This window comes from Actinomycetota bacterium (genome assembly GCA_030018275.1).
Lineage (GTDB): Bacteria > Actinomycetota > Aquicultoria > Subteraquimicrobiales > Subteraquimicrobiaceae > Subteraquimicrobium.
Genome location: JASEGB010000003.1, coordinates 1 through 13218, shown reverse-complemented (window position 1 = coordinate 13218; position 13218 = coordinate 1). Strand labels below are relative to the sequence as shown.

Annotated in this window: 11 protein-coding genes; 1 reads left to right on the top strand and 10 read right to left on the bottom strand. The window is 44.4% G+C overall.

Annotated features, from left to right (window positions below):
• Positions 1 to 4: 4 nt before the first annotated feature.
• The 5 genes from QMD66_01675 to QMD66_01655 form a co-directional block, all read right to left on the bottom strand.
• Positions 5 to 412 carry an NIL domain-containing protein gene (locus QMD66_01675; protein ID MDI6821577.1) on the bottom strand — a complete coding sequence of 136 codons (408 nt, stop codon included), beginning with the start codon at positions 410 to 412 and terminating at the stop codon, positions 5 to 7.
• Complete coding sequence (locus QMD66_01670; protein MDI6821576.1) at positions 413 to 1576, bottom strand: homocysteine biosynthesis protein; 1164 nt, start codon at positions 1574 to 1576, stop codon at positions 413 to 415.
• Between the two features lie 194 nt (positions 1577 to 1770).
• Entirely contained in the window at positions 1771 to 2304 is a 534-nt protein-coding gene (locus tag QMD66_01665) for a hypothetical protein (GenBank protein MDI6821575.1), read from the bottom strand.
• 85 nt (positions 2305 to 2389) lie between these two features.
• The gene (locus QMD66_01660; GenBank protein MDI6821574.1) at positions 2390 to 4018 is read right to left on the bottom strand and encodes a putative manganese-dependent inorganic diphosphatase; all 1629 of its coding nucleotides are present in this window, start codon (positions 4016 to 4018) and stop codon (positions 2390 to 2392) included.
• Positions 4019 to 4226: 208 nt separating this feature from the next.
• A complete protein-coding gene (locus QMD66_01655) occupies positions 4227 to 7436 on the bottom strand; it encodes a 3'-5' exonuclease (GenBank protein MDI6821573.1) in 3210 nt (1069 codons plus the stop codon).
• Positions 7437 to 7684: 248 nt separating this feature from the next.
• Here QMD66_01655 and QMD66_01650 point away from each other — a divergent pair, with 248 nt between their 5' ends.
• Positions 7685 to 8839 carry a radical SAM protein gene (locus QMD66_01650; GenBank protein ID MDI6821572.1) on the top strand — a complete coding sequence of 385 codons (1155 nt, stop codon included), beginning with the start codon at positions 7685 to 7687 and terminating at the stop codon, positions 8837 to 8839.
• A gap of 45 nt (positions 8840 to 8884) precedes the next feature.
• Here the strand turns inward: QMD66_01650 and QMD66_01645 are convergent, their stop codons facing one another.
• The 5 genes from QMD66_01645 to csm4 all read right to left on the bottom strand — a co-directional run.
• The gene (locus QMD66_01645) at positions 8885 to 9274 is read right to left on the bottom strand and encodes a GxxExxY protein (GenBank protein MDI6821571.1); all 390 of its coding nucleotides are present in this window, start codon (positions 9272 to 9274) and stop codon (positions 8885 to 8887) included.
• A 13-nt stretch (positions 9275 to 9287) separates the two neighbouring features.
• Positions 9288 to 10175 carry a hypothetical protein gene (locus tag QMD66_01640; protein MDI6821570.1) on the bottom strand — a complete coding sequence of 296 codons (888 nt, stop codon included), beginning with the start codon at positions 10173 to 10175 and terminating at the stop codon, positions 9288 to 9290.
• Between the two features lie 8 nt (positions 10176 to 10183).
• A complete protein-coding gene (locus tag QMD66_01635) occupies positions 10184 to 11416 on the bottom strand; it encodes a TIGR02710 family CRISPR-associated CARF protein (protein MDI6821569.1) in 1233 nt (410 codons plus the stop codon).
• Between the two features lie 8 nt (positions 11417 to 11424).
• Positions 11425 to 12549, bottom strand: coding sequence for a type III-A CRISPR-associated RAMP protein Csm5 (gene csm5 / locus QMD66_01630; protein ID MDI6821568.1), 1125 nt, complete (start codon positions 12547 to 12549; stop codon positions 11425 to 11427).
• Positions 12550 to 12551: 2 nt separating this feature from the next.
• Positions 12552 to 13218 (bottom strand): type III-A CRISPR-associated RAMP protein Csm4 (gene csm4 / locus QMD66_01625; protein MDI6821567.1); only part of this gene is annotated, 667 nt, incomplete at its 5' end.

Genomic DNA, 13218 nt, shown 5'->3' with positions numbered 1-13218 from the left:
CCCGTTAAAATTTAATCTCGATAACTCCCAGAGGGCAGGATTTCACGCACAATTCACAAAAGATGCATTTTTCCTTGTCAAACTCCAACTTCCAAGTCTCGTTATTTAGACGTAACGCTTTGGGGAGGCAAACCGCCGTGCATGCTCCGCAATCCACACACCTCGACTCATCGAGTGTGATATCCCTTGCAGCCTCCTGAACCTTAACATCCTGGCTTTTTAAATAGGCAATTCCTTGATTTATCCTTTCTTCATCTCCTTCCACATCGAGGACCATTCTTCCCACTTCTTCTTCGTGAATTTCAGCTCGGAGGATGTTGATGACGAGATCGAAATCCTTGACCAAATGGTAGGTTATAGGTTTATCCACTCTTTCAGGAGGAAAGGTCAATACGAGTTTTTTCCGAACCACTTATATCCCCTCCCTTGAAATCTCCAGAGGTTTGAAGGTTCTTTCCAAAGAAAGTCTTTCGATGGGTTCCTGAAGCAGGAATTTCCCCTCTCGAATCAAGGATTTTAGGGCGTTGGCGATCTCCCGTGCCTTGGCATAGCTCGACAGGGGCGCGGTGGGTACCTTCTTGCCTTTAATTGTGATCTCTCCACTCCTGAGCTCCCCATAGCTCACCTTCCCCAGCATGGGTCTTGATCGACGAGGGACGCCATAATCGATGATGGTGGTATAAATTTCCGCATCGCTCACTTTCACAAATTCTACCATTTCCTCATCCAATATGGGAATGGGGATGCCCACCCCCACGTATATGGTTGTTCCATACCTATAAAAGTTCGCGGCTCTAATGTAATTGGTGCTCATCTGTTTCAAATCTCCAATGAGAGCAAGGGTACCCGCCGAGCCAATTGGGATTCCATGCGGTGCCCTTTCTTGAACCGGGTTGTGCTGGGTTCCCTCCCAGGCAACGTAACCAATGGCTCCAGCTAAGAAGATCCTAGTTCCGATGCTAATCGTCCGATAATAGGGATCGTTAAGTAAAGGGCTGAGCTGTCCGGCGCTGGAATAGGTGGCATTTCCTATCTTGGGGAGGAGTATACCCATATATGTGAAGATCGTCCTATCGGATGAATTCACGGCGACACAATAATTCTGATAGGAATTCCTGGGGTTATATAAATATGCCTGATTGATGTCATCCTTCGTAATATAGGTTTCTATATCCTTGCGGGGATAGCAATCCGTGCCGTATGCCACAGCCTTCAGTTTTACGGACTTTCCCACGATTAAGTCCTCGATTACGTGTGCTCCACCATAACTCAAACCTTGAGTTTCGGAAAGCTCCGTGGCCCCAATATAGGCATCGACCGCAGCAATACCAGTATAAGCTGGGACATCATTTAACCATACCCTCGCCATCTTTATGGGAGGGTCGGCGTGACCGAAATTGATGAAAGCACCCGTAGAACACATTGGACCAAAGGTCGCTGTAGTCACCACATCGACCTCCCTGGCAACCCACTGGGTGCCCTTTTCGGCAACAAGGTCGATGATCTCCTCGGCGGTAACCACAACGGCCTGACCTTTTTTTATTTTTTCGTTTATCTCCTGGTAAGTCTTGGACATAGAGACACCCCCTTATTTTGGTTCACCATTCATGGTTCACTGTTCACGGTTAACCGTGCTAGTTATCAAGTAGTGCGGGGGCTTAGCTTGCCCCTATGGGTCCCCCGCAAAAATTATCTCTCATTTTAGCACTACTGGTGAATTTTTAACACACAGAGTGGCTCTAAGTCCGCATTGGAGTATAAAAATTGGGATTAAGAATTTATTGTGCCTGGTAAATGGGGGTGGCGAGGTCTGACCCCAAGTATGGATTTCAATTTTTTAATCGAAGAGGTAAAAGTGGGGGTCATGTCAACAGCGGGTTGATCCTTGATCATCAAAAGGGGCAAATTCTTTAATCCGGTGAATAAAATATCCTTTACATTGGATTTGAGTAAATTGGCCACTTTCTTTGAGGTGTAAAATTCAAGGCCAAAGGCTACACAGACCAACCCTTTTTCATCCGACTCTTCCTTTTGCTCCTCACTTTGTTTCGCCAGCTCAATTATGTTCAAATACTTTTCGATATTTAAGATGGGACCGTTTAAAACCCGGAAATGCTTTATATCCTTGAGGGGAATGGCTTTCTCTCCCTTTTCGTATTTAAATTCGATTTTGCTTTCCTTGAAATCGCCATCTACCGTGAACTCCTCCACGGTTCCCATATAGCTCTGGCCATTTTTCAGATAAAGCTCCCCTTTCCGCCATTCATCGAAAAATTCAGAGAATTTTTTCACATACCATCTCATTTTAATTCCCCCAGAATAATACTACTCTTTAAATATAATCGACATATCCGCCTTGCTCTTTAATAAGGAATAGGCAAAAGGAAGCTTATCCAATGGCTTTTGCCAATGGTGGAGCGACCTGCTTTTTCCTGGAGATAACACCGGGGAGAAACATCTTTCCATGCTCCAACTTTCTTCCAAAAGCTCTTTCTATAAACCTCGTCTTACCCACAGCCAAGAGTTCTGTCCCCTCTTCCATGATATCCGTGAGCATCAGTACCAATATGTCGAACTCTTTATCCAGGCGAATTTGCTCCATGGTCTGTAATATCTCAGCTTTGTTCTTTAATATGATATTGGAATCGATCGTTTCCACCTGTCCTATCCCCACTCTTAAATCCCCAAAGTTGTAGGTCTTAAAATCCGCGAATATCAAATCCTTAGATTTCATGGAAACTATCTCTGAGGATTCATGGTACATTCGAATCCCAAGTTCGATGGGATCCTCAATCCTGGCAATTTTCGCCAATTCTTCGGCGGCCATCTTATCCTCTTCGGTGGTCGTCGGCGATTTAAAAAGAACGGTGTCCGAGAGGATGGATGCCATCAAGATACCGGCAATCTCGCTAGGGATTTCCACACCGAGCTCCCTAAATCTTCTCCAAATGATGGTCGCCGTGGAACCAAGGGGTTTGTTTACGACCAAAATGGGCTCCTTGGTCTGTACATCTCCTAACCGATGGTGATCAATTATCTCCAAGATATTCGCCTGCTCTATGCCATCGGCGGATTGCTTTATCTCATTGTGATCCACCAGGATGACTTTCCTTGGAATGGGATTTACGAGATCGCTTCGGGTTAAGATTCCCATGAGGCGATTTTCGGAATCGACGACCAGGGCCTGCCTGTGTTCGGAAGTCATCACATCCTCGGTCACTTCGCTCAACAAATCCTCTTCCTCCACGGTGAATATCTCCCTTTGCATGATTTTCTCCGAGGGGATGCTCAAATTTATGAGTCTTGCAGCCGCATATGTATCATGAGGTGTAACGATAATGGTCGCTCCTTGGTCCTTTGCCAGTTGTATGATCTCGGGAGGGGGATCGAAATTGCCCGTGATCACCAGGCACGAAACCTTTCTCTCTAAAGCTGCTTTCTGTGCCCTTTCCCGATCGCCCACGATCACGATGTCTCCGGGTACGATGTAATTAACCATCGTTTGAGGAAGCATGGCTCCAATGAGCACATTTCCGGATATCAATTTGTGAGCATCCCCCACGATCAATCTTCCATCCAGAGTCTGAACGATCTTTGAGACCTCAAAGGAGATATCCTTTAAGCTTCTGATTTTGATTTCTTCAATATAGCGGTGAGCCATGTCCCGCTCCGTGACTATGCCCAGTAGGCGCCGACTTTCATCGATGATGGGGATGGATTTGATTTTGTGAGTGTAAAGGAGTTCGCCAATCTCCCGAATGGGAGTGTCGGGACGGGCGGTGATTACCGGTGAAGTCATAACATCCTTGACTCGAATTTTAACGTGGGGAATTAGCTCGGGGGGAGAAAGATTGAAATATTTGAGGACAAATTCGGTCTCCCTATCTATTTTGCCCAGTCTAGCGGGAATGTAATGGTCGCCTTCAATGTGGTTCTTTAAATAGGCATAAGCGATTGCTGAGCAGATGGAATCCGTATCTGGATTTTTGTGCCCAATCAGATATACCGTTTCTGACATAATACCTCCAATTGCAAGATACAGGATAGGTTATCATAATGTAAAATGCAAAAATAAAAAATAAAAATTGACTCTAGACTTCTCTCTCATCCCTCATATTAAACCATTTTAAATTTTGAATTTGAAACGTGCTTGCTGGAAGAAACTTCTGTGGACGAATTATGTCCAGAGTACAATAATTTATCTACTCATGAAAGGTGCATTAAGTTTAGATTTTCTCGAGGGGTGCATACTCAACTAGCAGGGTTTTCTCACCCTCGGTTGGGAAAAAGACGGTTATCTGATCGGCTCCTTTGATGGCGACAACCTTGCCCCTCCCAAACTTCTTGTGTATTACCTCATCACCAACGGAAAAGATGGGCTTTTTCTTAAGGATCTTAAGCTCACCGGTGGGCACAGCTTCTGCCTGCTCCGCAAAGCAGGTTAGTTCCTCGGGGATTTCCTTCAAAAATCTCGATGGAATATTATAACTCGGTCCACCCCAAAGGCTACGGGACCAGGCATGGGTGAGATAAAGTCTCTCTTTCGCTCTGGTGACCCCAACGTAGCATAGGCGGCGCTCCTCTTCGAGTTCCTCAGAGACTGTCATGGAACGGATATGGGGAAAAACGCCATCCTCCATGCCCACCATGAATACTACGGGAAATTCCAGACCCTTGGCATTGTGAAGGGTCATTAGGGTCACAGCCTCTTCGGATTCTTCATAGGTATCTATATCCGTGAGTAGCGAAATTTGATCCAAGAATTGATCGAGACTTGGATTTGGGTGGCTCACTTCAAACTCCTTCATGACATTAAGAAGTTCCCTTATATTGTCCATCCTTCCAAGGGTTTCAACTGTCCTCTCTTCCTCCAAAGCGGCGATATAGCCCGTTTTATCCAGCACCTTCTCGGTGAATTCGGCGATACCTTCCTTGTCCCTTCCCGCCTGCCGGCGGGCAAAGTCAGCCATGAGTTCCTCCAGTATATTTAAGAATCGTGTCACCACTTTCTTTGCCGCCGCCGGTAGGAGAGCTTGCCCGTCTGAGTGATTTTCCCGGGCTTTTCTTAGAGCCTCAAAGAAGCTCATGTTCCCCCTCTGAGCGATGAGGTCCAATGCGCTTAAGGTCATCTTTCCAATACCCCTCTTGGGGACGTTGATGATCCTTTTGAGACTGATGGTATCCTCAGGATCGCAGATCACCCTCAAATATGCCAGGACATCCTTTATCTCCTGCCGCTCATAGAACCTCAAACCTCCGACTATCTTATATGGAAGACCGCATCTCATGAAGACCTCTTCAAAGACTCGAGATTGAGCATTGGTTCGGTAGAAAACAGCAAAATCTCGGTAGCTTCTGCCCTCAATTTCCCTTAAGCGCTCGATTTCCATAGCAACATATGCCGCCTCATCGTGCTCATTTTCCGCCTGATACCTGGAAATCGCCTCTCCCTTGGCATTGGTGGTCCACAGAGTCTTGGGTTTTCTTCCCCTGTTATTTCTGATCACGTAGTTTGCCGCTTCCAGAATGGTCTGTGTGGAGCGGTAATTTTGCTCCAGTGTGACCACCTTCGCATCCGGGTAGTCCTCCTCAAACCTCAATATGTTTCTGAAGTCCGCCCCTCTCCACCCGTATATGGAATTGTGCACCACAACACCATTAGCAACGTAATTGCGTAAATCTTTGATGCTTAAGTCAAAGACCTTACCATGATACTCTTCAACTTGTATATCCGTGATAATGTCCTCGGTTATGACTCCATTTCTACAAATGGGAATACTCATTCCTGGACGCAGATGGCTAGCGGGTTGGTAATGGAACGCACCATGAGAAGTTAGGCGAGCGCGCTTGATGATATCAATTGTATCGAAACTCGCTAATCTTCTGGCAAATCTTTCCGCTTCATCGTAGTCCTTACGAGAAGTTTCCACTCTCCAAGTATTTTTCCGACCAAGGCGGGTTTTAAACTCCACAGCAACTTTTAATCGCAGATCCTCGTCCGATGTATTTAAACTAATTCTATGTTCATGCCAAGGTCGAACGATGTGAGGACGGCTGTCGCCGAACATCATTAAATTAACCACCTTTCGAGTTGAGTTTCCCCTTATCACCGCCTTTGGAAGATAATGAGGATATTCCTCGAATAACATGAGGTCCTCCATTAACCTCTTGGCTCGAGTTCGAGTATCTATCTCACTCACTTTTCTCGCCCTGTTATGGAAAATCATCGTTGGAATTCCATATTTAGCCGCGAAAAGTTGCTCATAAAATATGGCTTCCTCGGATGTCGTACAGGTACGTAATATCCAAATCTTGCCCGCTTGTTCTTGGTTAGTTCGAATTTTGAGGCCACAAACAATCTGATCCGATTGTCTTCGGCTGCGCACACCTTGGGTGATTCCAATACGAAAGCCCAGATCACCTCGATACATAAGGTAAACATAATAAAGCTTAGGTTGTGCATTTAATTTGGCAAAGAAAATATGGTTGGGAGTTGCTCTTATTCTTAAACCAGTTTTAGTTTGAATCTTAATGACTGATCCATTGTACTCGCGACACCTCGTTCTCTCCACCTCAGTTACAGTCGTCTCTCCCCAACCCGAAGCAGCGATTATCGGACTTCCACCATTCAGTTGCTGTACTGTTTTTTGTCCTTCAGGGGTAGAAATTAAAGTACCTTCAGGTAAACATTGGTCATCATCGCCCACGACGCAGAGGTTGCGGTGCTTGGCAGCCAGAAGGTTCACCAAGCGATACTGGGCGTGATTCGTATCCTGATATTCATCGATCAGGATGTATTGGAACTTGTTCTGATACTTTTCCAGCACCGCGGGAAAGAGAGTGAACAGGCTCACCGTGACCATAATCAGATCATCGAAGTCCAAGGCATTATTCTGATATAAACGCTTTTGGTACAACTTATACACTTCGGCAACGATTCTTTCATAGTGAGTTTGAGCTCGAGAGGCGAAGGTATCGGCGTCAATGAGCTCATCCTTAGCCAGGGAAATCGTCGTCTGAATGGATGACGGTGGATAACGCTTAGTGTCCAGATTTAAATCCTTGAGGCATTGGGAGACGAGACGGAGTCGGTCGCCTTCATCATAGATGATGAAATTCCTTTTAAAACCCAGGCGATGGATTTCTCTCCTTAGGATACGGGCACAGGCGGCATGGAAGGTACATATCCACATATCCTCACTGATTTTGCCAATGAGAGCGCGGATGCGGTCCCTCATCTCCTGAGCAGCCTTATTGGTGAAGGTAATCGCCAGAATGCGATAGGGATTTACCCCCTTCTCCTTTATCAAATAGGCAACCCTGTGAGTCAAAGCCATCGTCTTACCGCTGCCGGCTCCCGCCAGAATGAGTAAGGGACCTTCACCGTGAGTGACCGCATCCCGCTGAACGGGATTCAAATTTTCCAAGATTTTCACATCGCTTTGCATCTTTGAAAACCAACGAATCGGCTAAAAGTTAAAATAAACTCCAAGGTTTATCCTTGGAGCAATCCTTGGGTTATACACAATCCACAATTAAATTATATTTTCTCATTAAATAAAAGTAAAACAAATCTGCCCACATCGTAAGTATTGCCTTTCATTGACAAAAAATGGATTTTTATTGATGATGTTTCTGGGAAACTGGTACCTCATTGATGTGCAACAAATTGGTGGTCCCGGATTTGAAGGCGGCAAAAATGATTCGATATGTCCTGTGGCACACCGTGAGCGAGGTCAAATGTAACTTCTGTGGTGAGACTTCCGAGCTTATATCCAAAGAGCTAAGAGTTTGCGGTAGCTGTCTCCGAGAAAAACCCCAAGAAGCAAAGGTCTATATCGAGAAAGCTCACGCAAAAAGCAAGGGAAAATTCGACCTCCCCGCCTCTCCCCCGAAGGATCCCAATGGAGTAAAGTGCACCATATGCGTCAATCAATGCATGATTGGAGAGGGGCAAAAGGGTTTCTGCGGACTGCGAACCAATCAAAAGGGTAAGCTCGTTCACCTTGGAGGAACACCTTCAAAAGGTATAGTCAGTTGGTATTTCGACCCCCTCCCTACGAATTGCGTTGCCGACTGGGTCTGTCCCGGTGGAAGCGAATGTGGCTATCCCAAATATTCCTACTCGCCGGGGGTAGAATACGGCTATAAGAACCTCGCCGTTTTCCTGGGGGCTTGCTCCTTCGATTGTCTCTTCTGCCAAAACTGGCACTATCGGGAGATGACCCGAACTCTATTCCCAATTATGACCGCTCAGGAACTCGCCGATTGTGTGGATGACAAAACCTCCTGCATCTGCTACTTCGGTGGGGATCCCACACCTCAGCTGCCCTTCGCCATCAAAGCCTCAAAGATCGCCCTGAAACAAAATGAGGACAGAATCTTGAGGATATGCTGGGAAACCAATGGGACCATGAATCCATCCTTGGCAAGAAAAATGGCCGAACTCTCCCTGAATTCGGGGGGATGCATTAAGTTCGACCTTAAAGCCTGGGATGAAAATTTGAATATCGCCTTAACGGGGATAACCAATCGCCAAACCCTGCAGAACTTCGAGATGCTCGCCCAATTCATCGCCCAAAGACCCGAATCACCATTCCTCGTCGCAAGCACTCTGCTCGTACCCGGCTACATCGATGCCCAGGAGGTCTTTAACATCGCTAAGTTCATCGCTGGTTTGGATCCCAACATCCCCTACTCGCTTCTAGCTTTTTACCCCTGCTTTCAGATGATGGATATGCCCACAACCTCGAGGAAACAAGCGCTTGAGTGTCGAGAAGCAGCCTTGGAGGTAGGACTTAAAAGAGTGAAAATTGGAAACATACACCTGCTGAGCTAGCAATCTCTTTTCGACTAACCATCTGACTAGGTTATTTAAAAATTTCTATTCCAAACTGACCTCTTTTACTTCTGGTTTTTCTGGAGTTCCCTTCGCTCCCGGCTGCGGGAAATTGATGAGAAGTCCTTTTCCAATGTTTAGAACCCCCATATAGTTCTTAAGCTGTGTTTCCTCTTTTGGACCGATGGAACTGGCTACGGCTTTGAGCTCTATGACTAGTTTTTCGCCGCCCTTACCAACCACGATGTCCGGTTTACCTTCCCCAACGTAATGCTTCCTATAAAAGATGGGAACGACTCGCTGATCTTCATAACCGATCCCCTCGATTCTCAAGGCAACCTCAAAAGCCTTTTGATAAATCGCTTCATCGTATCCGCTTCCAAGTTCATCATAGATATCAACCGCCAAGTCTGTGATCTTTGCAATTAAACTCATTTTGACTCCTCTCCTATATCCGCTCAAGGGAAAAGAAACCCATGCCGTAACTGGACTTTGGACCCGCTCCGATCTCTTGACCCACTGCCAACAACCAACCGGCATTCTTATCAATCTTTTTAATCTCATACTCTATGTGACCGGTGTGACCAATATACTTTCCTAGGGCTTCAGTCTCGGGATGCAATTTCCTAAACTGCAATATGTGAGAGCTCCTTCTATAATCCAAGATAGAACTATCGACATCGAACTCAGGAACCTTCCCGCGTCCGTATTCGTTTACATAAAGAATCAATCTCCTTCTCACCATCTCCAGCAAATCCTCGAGTTTTATGGGAAAATCCAGGCTTTTGAGTTCCAGCGGAGTTCGGAGGTTCACCCTTATCCGCTCAGCGGGCTCAATAAAGAATTCGGTTACACCCTTAGTTTCAATTAAGTTAAGCCAGAGGGTTTCACCGTCAAAAACCTCTTGCTGATTGTAGACGGAAATGACTGAGGAAATGCCGAACTTAGAGAACCTATTTAGACCACGCTTACCTAAAAGTCTCAATCCGAAGATGAGATGAGGAAAATATCTCGTGTAATCACCGAAAATAAGGACATCTAAATCGAGAAATCCATTCTCTTTGACCTTCAGTTCCTTCCCGAAGAATGGGGGAACAAAGATGATCGGTCTAATTGGAGGAGCATATCCTCTTTTCTGCTTTGCCTTCTCGTAAAGTACAAAATACAGACAATCTTCTGCTCTTTTGCAATCCTTGCAATGGGCATCAACATAGTTGCAGATTGCTTCCCTCAAATGATTTCCAAATCCACCCCTAAACTTATTACCCAACCAGTAGGGAAGAGAAAATCCACCTGGAAAATTCAATTTAAACTTGAGCCTAGTTAAAGAGAGCATTATTAAATCTAGATGATCTTTAATTTACAAAACGTTGCTGATCTTCTGAGTTCATCCAAATTATTGATTCGTAATAGGAGAAGCTTTTCTACTTCTTCCTTAAGCTGTACAAAAACTTTTTCACCCACGGGTTTAAACCCATGAGCTAGGATAGAAACATTTCGCGAACCCAAAAGGCTTTTAAGTTTACTGTTTTCTAAAAAAGCTCTTCCTAAATCATTATTCAGATCAGCCAAAAGTTCATAAGCCTTAAATAACCCAAGCTTAATCCGTCCTGTTTCCTCATCTCTTAGATTCTGGTACTTCTCTTTATGCTCGGGTTTTAACTTCGATAAATCTACATTCGACGTATCAATGCCATACTTTTGACGTAATTCAATCTCTGCTAAAAACTCGATAAGTCGATACAGGCGAGCCACTCCGTCGTCAAATCTTCCCTTCGCTGCACATCTCTCCGCATTACATGATAAATCAACTGCCTTTTCACTATCGGCTTTATTATTTTCCGCCAATTGCCCGAGAAATTTTAGCTGTGAATCACTCTTACCCCCTAACCACTTCAATCTTAATTTTGGAGAAGCTTGCCTTAATATCTGATACGCCTTTTTGTGGTCAAACTTATCCCAATGATTATATGCACTAATAACCTTCTCCAAGTTTTTGATTTCGGTTAATTTGTCTTCTTTCGATTCCAGAGTTTTTATGATGCTATTCGATTTCAGAGTTTCTATGATGTTAAGAGCAGCTTCAAATTCATAAAGGTTAAAAAAACGTTGAATCTCTGCAATCTTTGAATCGTACATAATTTCGCTGAAAAAGATCGGTAGGACTCGCTCGGTTCCGCTGATCACTCGCCCATTCTCGTCTCTTTTTCCAGTCACATAAGAAAGAATTTGGCACCCTTTTGCAAAAGCGCCAAAAGCTAACCCAACGGACATAGCCTTAGTGCCACTTGTAAAGTCGCATACTATATCCTCCGATGAAAATCCTTTGGCAGCCAGCTTGTCAAAGATTTCCCTTGCAAAAGTATAAATTGCTTCATAATCATTCTCGTCAGTGACCTTAAATTTTTCATGTTTTGGCAAACCCTGGAGAATATTTTGAACTTTATAAACGGTTTCCTCACTTTGGGGAGTGACTACGAAAATAATGAAGCCTGGTCCATGGACTTTGATTGAAGTCGCTATTCCACTCTCGACATTTCGTCCCGTACCAACAGAGATGATTAAAGCTCTTCGCATAGCATTTCCTAAGCTTCTTTTAGGGTGATCTTAACCCACCCGCACGGCATAGACGGCACACCGTTTTGGAAAAGTACCTTCCTCGTTTTAGGAAAAGGTTGACCTTGACGACCAAGGCGGAATTCCCTCCGTATCCTTGACAATAAATCATCCCTTAAGGAAGTTCCCACGGTTTTTGCCTTCCAACCCGTGCCCCAGCCAAGGTCAATTATGAAAGAGTCGGGTGAAAGGGATGTGTTCAAAATCTCTTCTACCTTTTCGATAAGATTCCGCATCCCTATGGCTTTATAAAAGTTTAGCTCCGACTCAAGGATAGCAGAGGAAAATTCCTTGCACGCATCTCCAACTCGATTTAACAAATGTTCCTTCCCTTTAAATCCCAAAACACGGGCTATCTCCTCTCCTAACAACCAATCATCAATCTTTAATGAACCCTCGGTCACAGTTCCCACCCTAAGGGTTTCAAGAAAAATGGGTGTAGCAGTCTCTGGATTTTTTACAGTCCGTCTCTGTGGAAGGACTTTCCACCCATAGCCTCTATCTTGCTTTGATAAAATTCGTACCAAATTTACTTCCAAATTCTCCATATTTAAAGGTTGTGTATCTCCAATCTGAATAATTCTCATGAGGTCATGGTTCGGATCCGATCCAAAAAGCTCACGATTGGCTTGCTGGCTGAAAAAATGTTTCCGTCTTTTTCTCCCAAGACTATTGCTTATCGCTCTTTCGTACCTCGATTTGAGGCCACCCTTTACCAAAAGCCGCCACGCAATAGCTGTTCGCATGGCTCCTTTTATTGAACTTCCAGGAATATAGGGTCGATCTGCACTTTTTATGAACTCTTGAATCTCAGCACTGGGGCGAGTGATATCTTGAGTATGAGAAATATCTATGCTCAAAGCATAGCGGGTAACTTTGGGCAAAATGGCCCAATCGGTAAATAATTCACCTAGATATATTCCGGTTTTAGCTCTAGTGATGAAAGCATTTCTCGGAAAGCTTTCCTCAGCGAAAAGTTTACCCATATCTATGCGATACAACTTTTCCTTCACTACATATTCAATTGGAGTGATCTTTTCCCCGGACCCGACGTGAAGGGGTGTAAGAACTTCCAATTTATATCGATAATTCACTATTAGCTCACCTCGATGGGAATTTTAAAGGGCAAGCCGTATCGATAGACTTTATGATCGAGAAAGCCGGTAGGCGTTACCTCAACGAGTTGTCCAGCCTGCTTTTTATCGGGAAAAACAGAACCTTCGGAAAACATCCTAACTCCTTTTCGGCGGAAAGAGGTACCTCCAAATGAATAGACCCAACCTTTTCGTTCAATGAATTCGTACCAAGAGTTCTTTATTATTTCTTTCCTAACTTCGTCTTCTTTTGGAAAATAGGTTGAAAGTGTCGTAAAAAATTTTGATTCGCCCTTGATTTGCAATTCAAATGATTTACATTCTGGTTTGAACAAACCCTTCCCCGAAGAACGATCTCCTCCTATTCCCTCATCGGAAAGAATGTTCAATGCCCCAATGAGCTTTCTCTGAAGTTTAGCATCTCTCAAATCTATGAGAAAAAAGCAACCGCAATCTTCTTGGAATCTAACTTGAAGAAAATGGAAAATATTAGAGGTGGAGGTAATTCTATCAATTGCTACTCTTGGAATTTCATCGAGGAAGTAGGGAGAATTTTTTAACTCATTAATTTCGTCTGTAAGACAGATTATTTTGTGTTTAATTTGAAGTTTCAGATGGACTATTAACAAGTCAAGTTGACACTTTCTGACACTTCTGACACTTTCGGTT